The organism is Sphingobacterium spiritivorum ATCC 33861, from assembly GCF_000143765.1.
Classification (GTDB): Bacteria; Bacteroidota; Bacteroidia; order Sphingobacteriales; family Sphingobacteriaceae; genus Sphingobacterium; species Sphingobacterium spiritivorum.
Genome location: NZ_GL379770.1, coordinates 2,182,123 through 2,200,898 on the forward strand (window position 1 = coordinate 2,182,123; position 18,776 = coordinate 2,200,898).

At 40.7% G+C, this 18,776-nt stretch carries 14 protein-coding genes; 7 read left to right on the forward strand and 7 right to left on the reverse strand.

The features are described 5' to 3' along the window. The first annotated feature begins 86 nt into the window (after nucleotides 1-86). From HMPREF0766_RS09545 to HMPREF0766_RS09570, 6 genes are all read left to right on the forward strand, one after another. Nucleotides 87-800, forward strand: coding sequence for a YARHG domain-containing protein (locus tag HMPREF0766_RS09545; RefSeq protein WP_002996125.1), 714 nt, complete (start codon nucleotides 87-89; stop codon nucleotides 798-800). Nucleotides 801-847: 47 nt separating this feature from the next. Then, on the forward strand, nucleotides 848-1,498 hold the full coding sequence (locus HMPREF0766_RS09550) for a hypothetical protein (protein WP_002996128.1): 651 nt from the start codon (nucleotides 848-850) through the stop codon (nucleotides 1,496-1,498). A 69-nt stretch (nucleotides 1,499-1,567) separates the two neighbouring features. Further along, a complete protein-coding gene (locus HMPREF0766_RS09555) occupies nucleotides 1,568-2,290 on the forward strand; it encodes an SIMPL domain-containing protein (RefSeq protein ID WP_002996132.1) in 723 nt (240 codons plus the stop codon). 282 nt (nucleotides 2,291-2,572) lie between these two features. Next, entirely contained in the window at nucleotides 2,573-3,586 is a 1,014-nt protein-coding gene (glsA, locus tag HMPREF0766_RS09560) for a glutaminase A (RefSeq protein WP_002996134.1), read from the forward strand. 239 nt (nucleotides 3,587-3,825) lie between these two features. Then, complete coding sequence (locus HMPREF0766_RS09565; RefSeq protein ID WP_002996138.1) at nucleotides 3,826-4,650, forward strand: hypothetical protein; 825 nt, start codon at nucleotides 3,826-3,828, stop codon at nucleotides 4,648-4,650. A 91-nt stretch (nucleotides 4,651-4,741) separates the two neighbouring features. Continuing rightward, nucleotides 4,742-5,932 (forward strand): ATP-binding protein, encoded by a 1,191-nt coding sequence (locus HMPREF0766_RS09570; RefSeq protein WP_002996141.1) that lies wholly within the window; start codon nucleotides 4,742-4,744, stop codon nucleotides 5,930-5,932. Nucleotides 5,933-6,114: 182 nt separating this feature from the next. On the opposite strand, the gene HMPREF0766_RS09575 is transcribed toward HMPREF0766_RS09570, so the two are convergent. Genes HMPREF0766_RS09575 through HMPREF0766_RS09595 form a run of 5 tightly spaced genes read right to left on the reverse strand, consistent with a single transcriptional unit; the run spans nucleotide 6,115 to nucleotide 13,573 of the window. Beyond that, entirely contained in the window at nucleotides 6,115-6,861 is a 747-nt protein-coding gene (locus HMPREF0766_RS09575; RefSeq protein WP_002996144.1) for a 6-phosphogluconolactonase, read from the reverse strand. A gap of 37 nt (nucleotides 6,862-6,898) precedes the next feature. Next, nucleotides 6,899-7,645 (reverse strand): glycoside hydrolase family 16 protein, encoded by a 747-nt coding sequence (locus HMPREF0766_RS09580; protein WP_002996146.1) that lies wholly within the window; start codon nucleotides 7,643-7,645, stop codon nucleotides 6,899-6,901. Nucleotide 7,646: 1 nt separating this feature from the next. Then, complete coding sequence (locus HMPREF0766_RS09585; RefSeq protein ID WP_236590472.1) at nucleotides 7,647-9,089, reverse strand: CBM96 family carbohydrate-binding protein; 1,443 nt, start codon at nucleotides 9,087-9,089, stop codon at nucleotides 7,647-7,649. Between the two features lie 4 nt (nucleotides 9,090-9,093). After that, on the reverse strand, nucleotides 9,094-10,467 hold the full coding sequence (locus HMPREF0766_RS09590; RefSeq protein ID WP_002996152.1) for a RagB/SusD family nutrient uptake outer membrane protein: 1,374 nt from the start codon (nucleotides 10,465-10,467) through the stop codon (nucleotides 9,094-9,096). Between the two features lie 10 nt (nucleotides 10,468-10,477). Next, entirely contained in the window at nucleotides 10,478-13,573 is a 3,096-nt protein-coding gene (locus HMPREF0766_RS09595) for a SusC/RagA family TonB-linked outer membrane protein (RefSeq protein WP_002996155.1), read from the reverse strand. Between the two features lie 235 nt (nucleotides 13,574-13,808). On the opposite strand from HMPREF0766_RS09595, the gene HMPREF0766_RS09600 reads away from it, so the two are divergent. Further along, nucleotides 13,809-14,852 (forward strand): LacI family DNA-binding transcriptional regulator, encoded by a 1,044-nt coding sequence (locus HMPREF0766_RS09600; protein WP_002996158.1) that lies wholly within the window; start codon nucleotides 13,809-13,811, stop codon nucleotides 14,850-14,852. 25 nt (nucleotides 14,853-14,877) lie between these two features. Here HMPREF0766_RS09600 and HMPREF0766_RS09605 read toward each other — a convergent pair whose 3' ends face one another. After that, nucleotides 14,878-16,203, reverse strand: a complete 1,326-nt coding sequence (locus HMPREF0766_RS09605) for a sugar MFS transporter (RefSeq protein ID WP_002996159.1) — start codon at nucleotides 16,201-16,203, stop codon at nucleotides 14,878-14,880. Continuing rightward, nucleotides 16,193-18,766, reverse strand: coding sequence for a family 20 glycosylhydrolase (locus HMPREF0766_RS09610; protein WP_002996160.1), 2,574 nt, complete (start codon nucleotides 18,764-18,766; stop codon nucleotides 16,193-16,195). Before HMPREF0766_RS09610 ends, HMPREF0766_RS09605 begins: the two co-directional genes overlap by 11 nt. Nucleotides 18,767-18,776: the final 10 nt, after the last annotated feature.

The following is an 18,776-nucleotide window of genomic DNA, read 5'->3' on the forward strand; positions in this document are numbered from 1 at the left end:
TTACAATTTACTATTATAGATATACATTTATTCTGAAAATATACAATACCGGGGACACTAACTGAATTAAAAAACATAAAAGCGCAATGAAAAATCTTTTAATCTTATTTCTGATTGCTTTTTCACAATACGCTGCAGCACAGACGCTGAAGGACTGTTCAACCTGTGCCACAGAACTTATTAAAGCTGATCAGATCAAAGAATTAAGTGTAGATGAAATTCGCTATTTAATGAATGATCTTTTTGCACGCAAAGGTTATGTTTTCCAAAGTTCAGAAATAGACAGCTACTACTCAGACAAAAGCTGGTACAAACCGGTAAATGCTAATAGTACTCTGGAATATAATAAGATCGAAAATCAAAACATCAAGCTTTTTCAGGATAGAACGAAGGCTCTTTTGGCTGAAAGAGCTCAACTTATCGCTGAACTCAAAAAACTCAAATCACTGGTGATGAGTAAAAATAAAATTGTTCTCCAAAACCAGTTTGGTTACAAAACGGAAGACAACAACGATTATATGCTCAATGTGGTGGATGAAATTTTTCTGGATGATATTCATTGGTTTAAAAATGAAGGTCTGTACAAAGTCAGCAAAGATAACGGAGATATAATCAAAGAATATACCTTAAAGATTGTCGGTAATACAGTCACATTCAGTTTTAGTCTTCGCGGATTTTCTGATATAGGGAATGGAAACACGATCTATCCGACCACATTCAGTCCGGAATCCAGCTACATATATGTGTTCCGCTTTGCTCAGGGTAAACTCAGATTTGACAAGGTGATTGTAGCAGGATAAACAGGTAATAAATTATACAATAAACAATCATATTAAAAAAAAGAATTATGTACAAATACTCACTTTTCTTATTTATCGCTTTAGCTGTTCTGAAGAATTCGCAGGCGCAGACCATTAGTAACAAATCGAGGTCAAAAATAATAGCAGCAGATTTTGAACGAATAAAAGATGCTATACCAGAAATGGAAAACCTGTACCGCATGGGAACTATACATATAAAAGCGCTGCAAAGCAATGATAGTACTGCTGCTTTTCAAATCGAAGAAACAGCGTATGGAGATGATATCGTTGCAGAGAATCAAAAAGAATGGAAGGAACTGATTTCACCGGCAAAAAAAGTAGAAAATCCGTCCAGCATTTATATGCTTATCAGCTATACTCAAAAAGATAAAACCTTAAAGGTAAGACCTCCTAAAAAGGATTTTTACTTTCCAGACTATGGTGTAACATGGAACCTGACTGTTAAGAAAATAAAAGAGAAACAAACAGAACTGGTACTTACTTATGAATCTCTTTCACCGGAGTTTAAACAAAAGATAGATAAGGAATTTAAAAGTGATGTGTATTTCAAAAATGTGATCAATAAAATAGCCGTCAATGATAAAATGCTGCCTATCATTGAAAATTTACTGATAAAGGAACTCCGGGTCGACAGAGAGTCCCCTGCACCAATGGCTGCACCACGCTTGTCAAATTAACCAGAGTAAAACCTCTCGAACAGCATATAAATTACTTCATTCATTTATATAGTATTAAAATTAACGCTTATGCATACCGTAATCAAATCAACATTTGTATTGGCTGCCGCCAGCCTGTTGTTTTTTGCATCCTGCAATTCGGATTCAAAAGACAATAAAAACAGAATCCGTGTCAGCGGAGAAGGAAAGATCCGAATTATGCCTGATCAGGTCACTTTAACTATAGACGCCGGTTTTACTAAACCGCGTATGGTCGACGCTGTACGAGAAACTCAAAATACGGTTGACTCCGTAATCGCTATTCTGCAGAAATACGGGAGTAATAAAGAAGATATCAAGACCAGCAGTGTATCTGCCAATAAAGCCTACGAATACATCAATAACAGCAACAAATTTGTCGGATATCAGGCGCAGCAGACGATTGATTTTGTCCTGCACGATCTGACCAAGTTTACAGAACTTACAGGTAAACTGCTGGAAACAAAAATCAGCGGAATATCTTCCGTTCAGTTCAATCATTCCAAAGCTGACAGTATCTTACGTGAAGCTGACCTTATCGCATATGATGATGCATTCAAATCTGCTCAAAAACTGGCAAAACGTGCAGATGTTGAAATTGGTAAGCTCCTATTTATTTCTAATGATGGTAGTTCTTCCGGTGATGCCGGAGGTTACCAGACCAGAATGCAACTGGAAACATTTAATAAGGCTTATGGGGGAGCCGGATTTAAGATCGCTCCTGAAGTACTCGAATTCAAACGTAATATCTATACCGAATTTGAGCTAAAATAAGCCAAATCTGTTATTTACAGCGTCTCTTTCCTGATCAGGAAAGAGACGCTGTAAATATTTATATATGATACCTACTTCTCTTCTGTTTCAGTCTGTGCTTATTACTGAGTAATCTCCCTCTGAATGCTGTTAAGATGCAGCCTGTATGAGCTGCTTTAAGTATTATCAGCCACCTTCAGAATCCCAAAAACAACAAAACATCCTCAATTCAATTTGTCCGTTCCTTGCTAATTAAATTTTAAAACAGTTATTTCGTATACACTATATACTGAATAATAGAATATGAACAGACCTTATACTTCCGATCTGACAAAAAGTACATTTGTACTCGTATTTTTCCTGATTACGATCTCCACATATGCCCAAAAAGCAAATACCATTAAAGATATATCCAAAGCAGCGTTAACAGCTGTTCTGGATAAAAACAGAAATTACTACGAAGATGGAAAAGTTGCAGATTATATTCCTGAGCTGGGTAAAATAGATGCAAAAGCTGTTGCTCTCGCGGTGGTCAATGACAGAGGAACAGTGATCGGAGTGGGTGATATAAATAAAAAATTCACCATGCAAAGTATTTCCAAAACCATTGCGCTGATGCTGGCGGTTATGGAAAATGGAGAAGAATCTGTATTTAAGAAGATGGGATATTTTGGAACCGACAAACCATTCAACCATTTTGCCAATCTGGAAACTATGGGCAAGCCGCTGAATCCTATGATGAATGCCGGTGCGATCCTGACAACATCCCTTATTTCGGGTGATGGACAAGTACCCTTTGACAAAATATTAAATATGGTGCGATACATCACAGACAATCCAACACTTGACTACAGCAAAACTGTCTATACATCTGAAAAAGAAACCGGACACCGCAATCGGGGAATGTTCTATATTATGAAAAATGCAGGATTGATTTCAGGTTCGGAAGAACAGCTGGACAACTACTTCCGCCAGTGCTCTATCGAACTTACGGCAGAAGATCTGGCCAAAATAGGTTATTTCTTTGCACATCAGTGCGTGCGCTTTGATGGCGACCAACGCTATAAAAATCCTGAAATGTCAAAACTTATCCAATCGCAGATGCTGATTGCCGGTATGTACGAATTTAGTGGAGAATATGCCCGTACAGTTGGATTACCAAGCAAATCGGGTGTTGGTGGCGGCATTATGGTCAGCGTACCCAATCAGGCTGGTATAGCTGTATTCAGCGCTCCTCTCGATAGTCACGGTAATTCCGTAGTAGGTTACCATATGATCCTGGATCTGGTAAAACAATATAATCTCGGAATATTTTAATATAGTGTTTCAAGATTTAATACCTCAAGACTTTACATGTTTTTTTGGATATAAAAAGATTGTTGATTAAGTGATTTTAAAAAACTGAAAAATAAGATAATTCAGTAAATTCAATAGGGCTTACAAGTGCTTTTTTGTATTTTAGCAATAGAAATATCGTATCCCTGACAGGAGAAAATGGAAACTATTTTCCCGGGAACGGCGGATATGATAAACGCTAAACCATCAGATACAACCCTATGAAACAACTGTTTGCTACACTCCTACTCTCATTTTTACTCATTAACATCGCTTTTTCTCAACATTCCAGAACTGAAATTTATGTCATTGGGAATATTCACGACAGCGTTCCCAACTATAATCCAACAATATTACTTGGAATCCTGAATACTATAAAGCCGGACATTATACTACACGAGGTCGATAGCGAAGGAATGAAAGATTATGAACGAGGTGGTTTTTTTAAAGGAAATGAAATCCAGGCGAGTAATCTTTATTTAAAACAATATCCCCGTACTTTGCGATTTCCCTTTGATTTTGAAGGCAGAAACAAATACCGCAAAGCAATGGGAATGGTTCCTGCAGATAATTTATCCGTTCAACTTATAGATAGCCTGTATCAGGCAAATGCACTTACGGCGGAAGAGGCTGATATTTACGAAACATTCAATACCATTACGAATGACCTTATAAAAATTTCAACATTATCGCCGGAAAATTTTAATAACAAAACAACGGATAGCATTTCAGAAAAGAGGCAGAATTATCAGTATAAGGAACTGTTAAAAATCACAAATTCAAGGCCCGAATTCTCGAAAAAATATGTTGTAAAACCAGATGGAGACAGTATAAATTACAAAGACGGCTTCAGACTCATGTCCGGTTTCTGGGATTTACGAAATCAGACAATGGCCAAAAACATTTATAATGTAGCAAAAAAATATCCCGGCAAAAAGATTGTGGTATTAACAGGCTTTTTGCACCGGTACTATTTATTGAAAGAACTGGGAAAGCTAAATGACATCGACTATATACTAAAAGAGTTTTACGAAAGTAACAACTGACGAAAAATGCTTTCTATATAAAGCATTTTACTAATAAAATGCTTCTTTTATTTAACAAAATTACATACATTTGCTTTATATATAAAGCAAAATGGAGACATTATTATTAGAATTTCAGACAAAAATAGCGCGTATATCCCTGGATATACAACGTTATCTGGTCCATCAAATGGATCTGAATAATCGTCTTATTGTAATAAAAGGTGCCAGAGGTGCCGGAAAAACTACTTTGCTTCTGCAATTGGCCAAGCTATATTTGCCGTTACAATCGACGCTGTATGTAAGTTTAGATCATATTTATTTTTTTGAGAACAAGCTGTATGATCTCGCAAAGCATTTTACTCAATTCGGAGGAACACATTTACTCCTTGACGAGGTTCACAAATACCCCAACTGGTCAAGAGAGATAAAACTTATTTACGATAACTTTCCGGAGCTTAACGTTATCTTCACTTCATCATCACTACTGGAAATTTATAAATCCGAGTCAGATCTGAGTCGCAGAGCTGTCAGTTATTATCTGAAAGAGCTTTCCTTCAGAGAGTTTATCATATTTGAAACAAAAAAAGTATTTCCCTTTCATTCGCTTTCAGAAATTTTAGAAAACCACAATGTTATTGCTACGGAAGTATTAAATGAACTAAAACCCTTACCGCTATTTGAAAAATATCTGAAAACGGGAGCTTACCCCTATTACAAAGAGAATGAAGATCTATACATTCAGAAATTACAAAACACAATTAATCTGATTATTGAAATAGATATCAATGCAGTTGAAGATTTACAATATGACACCTTAGTGAAACTAAAGAAATTGCTCATTACCGTTGCTTCGAGTGCACCATTTACGCCCAATATTACCAAACTGAGTGAAAAAGTCGGTGTTTCCCGTAACATGCTGGTACAAAGCATAAAAATTCTGGAACGTGCCGGACTCGTCAATGAATTGTACAAAGACAACTCAGGAATAGGGGTATTGACCAAGCCAGAAAAATTGTACCTGAACAACAGCAATCTGATGTATGCACTGGCAAAAGAAAACACCAATATAGGAAATGTCAGAGAAACGTTTTTCTTAAATCAATTTAAAGGCTTGCATGAGATAAACCTTTCAGAAACAGCCGATTTTGTGATTGATAAAAAGTATAGATTTGAAATCGGAGGTAAAAACAAAACCAAGAAACAAATAGCAAATATAGAAAATGCTTACGTTGCGAAAGACGGTATTGAAATAGGTTTTGGAAATATCATTCCGGTATGGCTTTTTGGTTTTATGTATTAGCCTCCCTTTACAGGGGTTACCAATACATCACGTATCTCACAAGCATTTAACCTGTCACCGCACTTATTCTACAAGTCACTAATAACAACGAGCCCCTGATCCGGCGGGCGGACAGGGACTCGTTCACATACTTTTTAAAAAACGTCGTTTAGATGGGAGACAACCATCAAACACACATTTTTTTACGTTGCTGGATATGCCTTCCGGTCAAAAAAGAAATGACAGTCTTTATGCTTTCTTAAAATAGTAGAAGGCCACTCTGTATTGATCGGAGAGTTCAGCGTATGCTTCACCGCTTCTCTTTTATGCTCTCCTACTACTACACAAAACAACTGATCTGCATCCATAATGGTCGGGATCGTTAAGGTCAGTGCATACTTAGGCACATCTTCAATAGTTGCGAAACACTCATCTACCACCTGTTGCATACGACATACTTCATCCAATTCAACCTGTTTAATAATATGACTATCTTCAAAATCAGCTACAGGCGGATCATTAAAAGCAATATGGCCATTCTGACCTATACCCAGACACACTACATCTATGGGTGCCACGCTGATCAGTGCTGATATCCGCGCAATCTCCTCAGCTGCCGGCTGATCCGGATTTATAAAATATTTCCCTTTCGGATGAATATGTCTGAACAATCTGTTTTCCAGATAATTTGAAAAAAGCTGGGGAGCACCGGTTTCCAGCTCCAGATACTCATCCATATTAAACGCTACAATTTTTGACCACTCAATTTTCGTTGATTTAGCGAGGTAATCGAGCATAAAATCCTGTGAAGGCGCAGCAGCAAAGATTACCCGAATCTCATCCTTCTTTGTTTGCAATTCCACAAGTGCGGCTTCTATAGCCTTCCCTGCCCGTTCACCTATCTCCTGTGCAGTATCGGCAACATCAATATTCAATTTCTCTAAAAGCATATAATCACTATTTAATAAAAAATTACGTTCCTCCTAACTATTGTTTTACAAAACGGACACTATCTATCACTATTTCCTGTTCTTTAAGATCAGAAGGCATTTGTCCGCGGAACAACCACAGATTTAGTTTCAACTTCTCGTTCTTTTCTTTCGGAATCTGCTTTCCGGTATAGGTCCACTCCTGAATCGGACGGGATAAGCCCTTACTATCTGTATAGCTGCTGGCAAAAGCAATCTGCTTTTCCTGCCAGTCAAAGTAATGCTGCGTTTGTCCCAGATTGGGAGCAATATCAAAGCGCACTTTATTTCCTGCTATTGTAGATGGTTGGGACACAAACTGAGCATTTACGTTATCCGCTACAGCCCATTTTGAAAACTCGATATCGATCTCCTCCTCATCATTCAGGTAAGTAAAAAGTCCTGCCACAACATTCTTATCCAGCTGATTAATATCCGAGCCGATGTAAAAGATGTATTTACCATATCCCATAGACTTTTTAGCGGTCACACCGGCGCAATACCAGTTGCCTCCCTCCTGTCTTATTTTGAGATGTAAGCGGTTTGTCCCGTCTACCCAGACATTTTTATCTGAGTCTGAAAACCGGTTAGGCCCGGGACCTTCTGTTTTATTATTCGTAGTACGAACAATCCAATCCATACCCGAGAAACTGATTACCCGGTCCGTAGGTACAACAGGTTTGTCCACTTCTACAGATGACCCTCCGCAGTTCACCAGAAATACGACAAGTGCGAAGGCGCTGAATTTTAAGCTATACCATTTCATATTACTTCGCTATAATATTGATTTTGATATCTTCCAGTACTGCACCCGCTTTATCCCGGGCAGTCAGCAGCAAACTTTTAGTTCCTAAAGTTTCACCATTATGGATAAATACTATATTCCTAAGATCTAAATCCAGCTGCGAAAAACGGCTACCTTTTTTCAGTACCTCTGCACCTTTTATAAACCATCCGAAAGCAGGCAGATCATCTATAGTATAGATAATATCAGCGGCCGATGCGCCGTCAACTTTGAGATTATCATTGGAAAGTACATACATTCCTCCGTTGCTGACTTCAAAATCCTGTTGCTTTTGCAACACCAGTTCCGAATCTCCAGTCGCCAGAGTAGCAATCAGCATCGGCTTCGCCAGCGTAGGATGTTCCTTAGATGCGATTTCATCAGTTTCGTCAGATCCCGGCTGACCATCCAGCATGAAAGACTTCAATCCTGTGGGTTTACGCTCTTTGTAGTAATCCGTAAGGTCAAATTTGAATGTACTGACTTTACTTGTCTTGATCGATGCAATACGCGGAGATGTAGGGAACACCGCATTAGTGAAATTCAGCGAAGCCTCTACCCATGAAGTACTAGGCGTTTCAAACAGATTGAGATCAACTCCTTTCGCTGCTGTAAAAGATACAGCCAGTTGCAATTTAAGATCTGTCACTACACCTTGTTTCTTGAAATCTGCGAAGTCAAACATCAAAAAAGCCTTACGGTCGTAGTCACCGTTATTGCTTACATTCTTGATTTTCAACAATGTATTTGTACCAAAGTTTTTGGTTGATTCAATCCCGCCATTGACATAGCTGTCGTGTTTCGGAAAAATAGTGTCCTGCAACAGATTCGGATTGACAGCATTGGCATCACCCGTAGGTGCAGAATAGAAAACAACAAAATTTACAACATGAATAACACCGTTATCAGGCACCAGATTGGACGTCCGGATCTGCCATTGTCTGTTTGTACCTTCGTTGATCAGCCCGACATAGGTACTGGTATGCGACAAGTACATAATCTGGCCGTTTTCTGTAGTATAAGCAATAGGTCTGTTGCTGGGTGCTAAAGCCGGATCATTAAAATTAACGACACTCTTGACAATATGATACCGTAGTATATTTTTTAATATCGGAAGCGGAATAGCGGCTATGCTAGCATATCCATTCTCTTTCAGATAAGCCGTAAATGCCTGATTATTGGGAACAATAAATGTTGCAGGAGTGGTACCTTCATAGAACGATGCAAACTGAGTCCGTTCTACAGCCTCTGCAAACATCGAAAGAGATTCATTTCCTTTGATATAGGCCAATGCAGACATATTCAGTTTACTGTTGTCCGGCGCATTTTCATAGTCAAAGCTTTCCTGGATTTCACAACTGAAGAGCAAAACCAATATACTCATCCCCAACAGGGAATGCGTAATTATATGTTTTATCTTTTTCATATGATTACTTATAAAATTCATTTTGGTTAAGGTTAGGGTTTCTGAGAACAGCACTTTCATGAATCGGCCATACAAGATTACGCTCATCAGCAAGGCCGTTGATAGGTTTCATTGTGGAGATTGCTTTACCTGTACGTACCAGGTCAAACCAGCGGTGTCCTTCAAAGCATAATTCGATCGAGCGTTCATGCAGGATAGCATTCACCAGATTTCCATAAAGATTGTTTGCTGAAGCCTCATCCATGACCGAAAGTCCGGCACGGCGACGAATACGGTTCAGCAGTTCCAATGCTTCTGTTGGTTGCTGCAACTGTGCATGCGCCTCAGCTTTTAACAATATAATATCTGCTAATCGCGTCAGCACGATATTATTAGAAGAAGGATCTGCACTCTCATCATTAAAGCCCTGACCAAAGAATTTCCATATTTTACGGGGTTGTACCTGAGTTACATCATAGATACGGGCCTTGCGTAAGTCTCCCTGTTCGATAGATGCAATAAAACTGGTACTTGGCACATAATCACTATCTGAACCGATAGCGTACAATATGCGCAGGCCGTTCGTTTGTGTCTCGTTGTATCCGACCTCAAAAATACTTTCAGTACTGCTTCCTTTTACGAAGATATCGTTCCAGTCACTCATAGCTACCAGGCTATATTGCGGGTCTCCCAGTATATTCTGAGCTGCAGCAATTGCCTTGTCATATTTCTTTTGCCACATATAGAGCTGTGTCAGGTAAGCATAGGCAGCACCTTTGGTGATCAGTACACGGTTACGTGCTCCGGAATAACTGCTCGCACAGTTTTCAGTAGCAAAGAGCAAATCCTCTTCTACTTTAGCCAGTACCTCTGCTGTGGTATTTTGCTTTACAAACAAATCCTGCTCTACACTTTCATAGGGCTCTGTGATAAGCGGAACCTCTCCCCAGATACGCACCAGATAGAAGTAAGCTATTGCACGCAGCGCATGAGATTGTCCCAGTAATTGTTTTTTAAGTTCACTTTCTCCCTCTCCAAATACTTGCGGGGTATATTTGATGGCATAATTTGCACGTGATATCAGCGTGTAAAAATTATCCCATCTTGCCGAATTGATAATTGGAGTAAGAACGTTCTGCTGCAACGCAAACGGGTCTCCCGAATGGCGGGTTGTCACATTATCTGCACGCCCTTCACCCCAATAGGCAAAATTAAGACGAAACAGGGATTGCATACTGTTATATATACCGTTGACACCAGCTTGTGCATCACTCGGTTTTTTATAATAACCTTGTCCCGAAAAATTACTGATCGGATCCTTATCCAGAAGTGAATCTGAACAGGCCGTAGTCATCAGCAACACGAAACCGGCGAATATATATTTAAAAGATCTTTTCATGGCTAATTAATTAAAGTCCAAAGATTAAACCGAACATATAGGTACGACTCTGCGGATACGAACCTTCATCCAAACCGACACGAAGTCCTGAATAAGAGTTTACATCGGGATCAAAACCGGTGTATTTCGTCCAGGTGATCAGGTTAGTTGCAGTTACAAAGGCATCCAGCTTACGCATTCCGATTCTTTTTATCCAATCCGATTTGAAGGAATATCTCAGATTAACATTTTTCAGTTTGATGTATGAGCCATCCTCTACCCAGCGGCTTTGCACTCTGCTGTCAGACTGCTTCGGATCATCGCGAATAAGACGCGGGAAGTCTGTCACATCCCCCTGTTGACGCCATCTGTTCAGAGCATCCGTAGACAGGTTGTTGTAACGTACAATAGAGTTGCGCTGATGATTTAGTTCACTGTAAATCTCATTACCGACAGAATATTGGAAAAATACATTCAGGTGGAAATTTTTATAACTGAAATCATTGGAAATACCTCCAAAATATTTAGGCTCTGCATAACCGATAATCTCTCTGTCATCCTGATTGATGATATTATCATTGTTTACATCTTTCCAGATAGGATCTCCTCCAACGAATACCGGACCGTTAGCACCATTGGTAACTCCGTTCACGTTATCTTCGTCACGGGAGTAAACACCCTGAAAACGCCATCCATAAAACACACCTATCGGCAATCCCTCCTGCAGAATATGGAAATTACCATTCTGTATGTAACCATTGGTTAACAGGTTTTTAGGTAAAGATGTTATTTTATTACGGTTGAGACTGACATTAATATTGGTATTCCAGGTGAAAGCGCCTTCCAGATTACGGGTCTGTAAGCTAAATTCCAGACCACGGTTTTCGATAGAACCTATATTCTGTGTTATATATTCAAAACCTGTAGTGCTTGGAATAGGCACATTGTATAACAAGTCTTTTGTTTTCTTCAGATAAGCATCAGTAGAGAACATGATCCTGTTGTTGATGAAACCCAGCTCCAGACCTAAGTTATATTGTTTTGTCGTCTCCCATGTAAGGCTAGCATTAGGCATTACTGTCGGTGAGGCACCCGAAAAGTCCAGATAATTCGTACCTAAAGTGAACTCTCCGCGTGAAGTGTAATCACCTATTGCTTCATTTCCGGTACTACCCAGACTGAAGCGCAGCTTACCATCACTCAACCAACCCAGATCTTTCACTGCCTGTTCCTCCACAAAACGCCATCCTGCAGATGCTGAAGGGAAGTAACCGAATCGCTTGTCACGACCAAAACGGGATGAACCGTCTGCACGCAGGTTAAATTCTAACAGATATTTTCCCTTGTAATCGTATGTCGCTCTACCAAAATAAGAAAGCATCGCATGCTCTGAAGCAACATTTACACCCTGATTCGAAATCACGGAAGCAGCATTTAAAGTGGTGATATCATCACTTGGAAAATACATACCATCTAATCCGGTACGATCATAACGCCATTTCTGAAAACTCATACCCAGTACCGCACCAAAATTGTGCTTGTTATCAATATTCTTGGTATAAGTAAAGTAACTTTCATTACCCCATGTAAGATTGCCTGTAGAGCGCACACCTCCTGTGTTGTATCCTTCGCGGTAATCCAATATAGAAGGCATAAATTCATCTTCCTTCATAGCAATGTAATCCAGATTCACATTACTTCTGAATTTCAGATCTTTGTAAATATCGATTTCCAGATACTGACTACCAATAATACGGTTACTCTTGTTGAGGTTGGTCGCATAGAGCGCCATCCCTACCGGATTACGCTGACCGATCATGTATCCGTTCAGTGATCCGTCCGGCAGATACATAGACATATTAGGCGGACGTACGAGCAGACTCCGGATAATGCTCAGGTTGCCCGATCCCGCTGCATTGGTACGGTTGTTTACCGCATTTGTATACGATACACTTTGTCCGATACGGATCCGATCAGAAATATTGAAATCTACATTGAGCCGTGAGGTGAATCGTTTGTAGTTGGAATTGAGTATGACTCCATCCTGATCCAGATAAGACGAGCTCCAGGCATATTTGGTTCCCTGATTACCGCCACGTACAGATAGATCTATTTTATATTGCTTGGCACTTCGCATCAGCTCATCCTGCCAGTCCACATCCCCGTTGTTCATGGGATTTAGAGAGTCAATAAGTGTATAATAAGGGTCTTCAGGAACGGCCATTGCGTTGTAGGAATCCAGAACAGCTTCGCGGTATTGTCTTGCATTCAATACGCTTAACTTACGCGTCAGCGAACTCACCCCTGTAGTTGCATTCAGCAATACTTCCGGCTTACCTTCTGCCCCGCGCTTGGTTGTGATCATGACAACCCCGTTGGCAGCTCTTGAACCATAAATCGCTGTCGATGCAGCATCTTTCAGGATTTCCATAGAAGCGATATCACTTGGATTGATATCTGCAAGCGGATTCAAGCCCGAATTTTCAGTACCGTTCAGAGAAGAAATAGAATTTGACTCAATCGGAATACCATCCACAACAAAGAGTGGATTATTTCCGGAATTCAATGAGGAGTTACCACGTACACGAATGGTCATCTCGCCTCCCGGCGCTCCGGAGTTAGAAGATACCTGTACTCCTGCTGCCCGTCCCTGCAGAATAGATAAAGGATCCTGTAATGTGGTTTTCTCAATTTCGCTTGCCCCTACAGACACTACAGAACCGGTCAGATTCCGTCTTTTCTGCCGGCCGTATCCTACGACAACAGTCTCTTCCATTAGTGTTGAAAGACTGTTCAGAGAGATGTTGTACACATTGCGGGTGTCGACCTTTACGGTCTGACTGGTATACCCCAAAAATGAAAAAACCAGAGACTGCCCTTCACGGACATCTTTTAAGGTGAAATTACCGGAATTATCGGTGCTAATACCGGAGTTTTGCCCCATGAGCAAGACGCTCACTCCCGGAAGAGGCTCTTTAGTAGCAGCATCAATGACTTTTCCTGAAACCTGTTTTTGCTGTGCAAATGTTAAGCCCGGAACGGACAACACCAAACCCAAAAACCAAATCGTCAGAAAAAAGGCACGATTGCTCCCTTTTGTTTTTTGATGATTAGTAATAAATATCATAATTCAGACTTTAGTTTATAGCATCTGTTATTTAGTTTAAGCAAGGTAGACAAAAAACAAATTCAATGCAAATGTTTGCATAAAAAAAAATTAAAATATTTGAATAAATACATTTAAATCAAAATAAACAAACAATTATTAATGCAAATGTTTGCATAAAATTATAGATATTCTACAGTTTGAAATACGCAAAATTTGAATTAACTTCGGCAAAGCAAGTATAAAAGAAGTCAATATGAAGAAATCAGACGCGTCGCGCATTACCATAAAAGATATCGCAAAGGAGCTTAATCTCTCCACCGCTACCATTTCCCGCGTCCTCTCTAATCACCACGCCATTAGTGAAACCACAAAAAAGCTGGTCAATGACAAGGTAAAAGAAATGGGCTTTGCACTGGATCCGATTGCTTCCAGCTTCAGAAGTAAGAAAACTAAATCGATCGGGGTGATCTGTCCGCGAATCGATATCGACTTCCACTCCAAGGTAATCAGTGGTATCGAGGATTATGCCTATAATCAGGGATATCAGATCACTATTTTTCAGTCGCAGGACTCTTACAAGAAGGAAAAAGAAATTGTAAAGATGCTAGAAACCTCACTTGCTGCCGGCATTATTATTTGTCCTGCTTTAGAAACAAACAGATACGATCACCTCAAAAAGATCGACAAATCCAATATACCGCTGGTATTATATGACCGGAATACGGATAGTCTCAAAGCCAGTAAAGTAGTGATCAACGACTTCGAAGCTTCCTATACTGCTACTCAACACCTTATACAGCAGGGTTGCAAAACAATAGCGCATATTTCGGGTAATCAGAATGTAGACATCTTTAAATCCAGAATGGAAGGTTTTAAACAGGCGTTGACAGATCATCAGTTAACTGTACACAAGGAGCTGATCAAGGAGACAAAAAATCTCAGTTATGATGAAGGAAAAGTTCAGGCCGAAGCTTTACTGGAAGAAAAGATAATGCCGGATGGTATTGTCTGTGCCAATGACTATACCGCTGTCGCAACAATGAAAGCATTCCGCAATAAAGGTTACAAAATACCGGAGGAAGTTGCTATTGTCGGATTCAGTAATTACCCTATTTCCGCCATTATGGAGCCGCAGATATCGACTATAGATGACAGTGCATATGATATGGGACGCGTTGCGGCCAAAATACTGATTCAACAAATAGAGGACAAAGATATGCAGGCTCTGGACTATCAGGAAGTCGTGATAAAAACAAAGCTTATTATCCGGGATTCCTCTGACAAGGGGATAAAATAAGCTTTGTTTTAGTAAATAGTTCGCTTTAACGTTTCCAGCTTTTCAAACGAAAACCATAAAAACTGTAGAATATTAAATAGGCATAACAGGGCAGCAGCACAACATAAGCTTCTTTGAGACCTATTTTATCTGCAAAAAAACCGTAAAACATAGGCATAATAGCATTACCACAAAGTGCCATCACCAGCAGAGAGGCTCCTATCTTGAGGAATCGACCTAATCCGGATAAAGCCAGTGGCCAGATCCCCGCCCATATCATAGAATTGGCGAACCCGAGCAATACCAGAAACCACACGGAAATATCTGTCTGATATCCCAAAAAGGAAATATCTCCGGAAAACAGCATAATCGCCATGGATAAAAGCAGACCCAGTGTCGTACATATGCGCAAGGCTGTGAGCTGACTCAGCACTTTGGGCACCATTATGATACCCAGAATATAACCGACGATTGTAGCAGTAAGCGTGTAAGACGGGAATGTCTTGGCTTGCGCAAAGGACAATCCCGAATGCTGTCCGTACGCAATAATACTATCCACAGCTATCACCTGAGAACCTACATGAAAGAAAATAGCAATACTTCCCAGAAGCAAGTGGGGAAACTGCAATATGCTTGTCTTCCCGGAGGTAATCACCCCTTCCCCTTCCTGCTCTTCTTCATCCGTATGAATTTCGGGCAAAGGTGAGAATTTAACCAACAGCCCCAGTGCCACCAGAATACAGGACACTACAGCATACGGCACGACTACTCTGGCCAGCAAAGTTTCAATAGCCACAGCCTTCTGGTCGGGAGACAATGTAGACAAACTGTCCAACATGTTCTGATCTTCGGGACGCAACACAATAGCCGCAAACAGCAAAGGTGCTATAATACCGGCCAGTTTATTGCTGATCCCCATAATACTAAACCGCTGTGCAGCACGCTCTTTATCGCCCAGAATAGTAACATAAGGATTGGCGGCCGTCTGCAAAACAGAAAGTCCGATACCCAGCGTAAAGAGGCCTGTCAAAAACAAAGGATACAGCTGCATTTTCCCTGCCGGAACAAAAAAAGCTGCCCCTATAGCCATGACAAAAAAACCAATCATCATTCCCCGTTTAAATCCTACATAGCGCAGCAGATATCCCGAAGGAACAGACATCAGCAGATAAGCGATATAAAAGGCAAAAGCGACCAGATATGATTCAAAGTGATTCAATGTAAAAGCACCTTTAAAATAAGGTATCAGTATAGCATTGATCCAGGTTACAAATCCGAAAACAAAGAACAGCAACACAATAATTCCAATGGAAACAGCCTGATCCCGCTTAGAGAGACTGGCAACAGCTACGGATTCCTGTTTATTTTTCATGCTGACCCTCCGTTAAATCCGGAGACACAGGCAATCCGCCGCGTCCCTGTTCATCAAAAGCTCTGAACACCATCCCTTTGGTATAAGCTACAGGCTTGCTGTATACGGGATCCGTATTTTTCGGAACTTCTCCGTTTACCGTATAGCGGATTACAAATCCCGGAAGTTCCATATTGACATGCACTTTATTTTCCAGCTGTCTCACTCCTGGTGTTGGAATACGGTATTCTACGCCCAGATGCTGCAATCTTTTTAATTCCTGCTGTCCGACTATGTTAAAGAAATGTTTTACTTCCTTTTCATACCGAGCCTTTGAGGCTGAAGTTTCACCGTTCTGCTCCCATACGCCGGGTTTCGCCCACGCTCTCTCGCTAAATGCAAGCAATCGCGGAAAAAGCATACGCTCCATTTCCTTTTCAGACTTGATCGTTTCCGACCACAGAAGTGCCTGCAATCCTACGATATTGCGTTCTCCTTCCGGCGTCAGTTTTTCTGCATTTGCCAATACACTTTCGGGCAATGGTCTACCCAGCCAGTCCTGCTTCTGATTACTCAAATAGTGAAACGGCACAAAGCTGAAAGGTTTTTCCAGATCGATAAAGCCTCCCCAATAAAACCCTTGCTCACCAAAGTGCTTATGGTAAGCCATATCAAAATAAAAATTGCTTACAAAAGAGAGTTTCACCTTGTATCCTGCGTTCGCCAGACGATAGGCCAAATCTTCATTTCCGCCCAGATTGTTCCAGACATTGAGATGAATACCCTTATCCTTAAATCCTTTATAAGGAATCCATTTTTTCTTTCCGTCCTGAGTGATCTTTTGCATCCCCACTTCTTCCCAGCCTGAAAGAAGCAACCCTTTGTTCTTCAACATCGTGTACAGTTTGTCGAAATGACGAAGCCACAGATCTTCTGTAGTTTTTATTGCAGGATCAGTTTGTTTTAATTTAGCAAAAGCCGGCGATCCCTCCCATACACCATTCGGCACCTCATCACCTCCAAAATGAATAGTTTCCAGTTCAGCATCAGCCTTTTTATACATAGCGATAACCTCATCTGTCACCTGCTCCAGGAAAGTATATACCGATGGCATAGACACGTCCATGACATTATCATTCCATTTCTGCACCGAGCGGAATACGGATGAATCTCCGGAAGCCTGCAACAGGAAGGCTTCAGCCTTGACTTTGTCTCCGCTTTTCAGCAATTTACGGTAGCGGCTGTTCATCGCCTGAATAGCAGCACGTGCATGTCCCGGAGTTTCGATTTCCGGAATCACTTTAATATGTCTGCGTTTGGCATATTGCAAGATCTCAATAAAATCGGCCTGGCTGTAATATCCGCTTCCACGTCCCTTGTCAGCAAATGGACCTGATCCATACGAAGGAGGCAGATTATTGTATTCTTTTCCTTCTTCCCAATGCGCCCTGTGTGCACCCGTTTCAGTCAGTTCGGGAATAGACGGGATTTCCAGTCGCCAGCCTTCATCGTCATTCAGGTGAAAATGAAAGGTATTCAGTTTATACAGCGCCATTATATCGAGCATCTTAAGAATCTGCTCTTTAGGCTGAAAATTACGGGCAACATCCAGCATCAAACTCCGGCTGCCAAATCGTGGCTCATCCGTGACAGTGACCAAAGGCAATACAATTTTGGAATTTACCCCTTTGTTGTAATTCGCCGGATCGATTAACAGTTTTAAAGACTGTATACCGTAAAAGATACCTGCATTTGCAGAAGCCTTTACCGTGATTCCTTTCGGGGTAACCTCCAGTTTATAAGCCTCAGCCCCCAATCCATCTTCTTTCAGCAACCGGATCTCTTTCGCGCCGGAGGATGTATGGACAGCGGTTTGAGCCGCAATACCAAAGTAGGTTTTCAGTGTCCCGGACAGCAAATCTGCTTCATTCTGAAAGCCTTTGTCATAAGAAATAAGAAGTTTCTTTTTAAGCGTATACGTTCCTGAATGACGCTCCAGAGACACAGGCGATGGTAAGATCTGTCCGCGCTGTAATACTTCATTCTGCTGATAACGCAGATTTTTTTCATACAGCATATCTGCATTCATTTCCTTGTCACCTGCAACCCTGAAAAAAGCTTTCTCATCTGTTGGCGGCATATAATTCACCGGCCCCAGCGGTTCCAGTTTAGCATTGTCCCATCGAAGATAAAATCCCTGCGGAGCATCATTATAATTTACTACCCAAGATTTGGAAACCATCGTATAGCTGACCTTCTCCCCCGGCTGCAGTTCTTTTCCTTTGGCATTAGGAAGGAAATAAAAGTAGTCACCGTTTATATGAACAGCATCTAAGGGCTGTGAAGAATCTATAGGTTCCAGTAAGCGGATAAAATTAAAATACAATCGCCAGCCTTTCCACGGAAAGGGTTTGTCACTTGTATTTTGAAGGGTCAATATGGATAATGCCTGTTCTTTGCCGTCATAATTGTTCATCAGTGGCTGCCAGCTCACAGACAAGGGATAGTTATTTTCCGTTTGTCCTTTGACAGTATGCACCGTCAGCATCAGGAAACAGGCTATAAAGAATAATTTCGTTTTCATAATTCTTGTT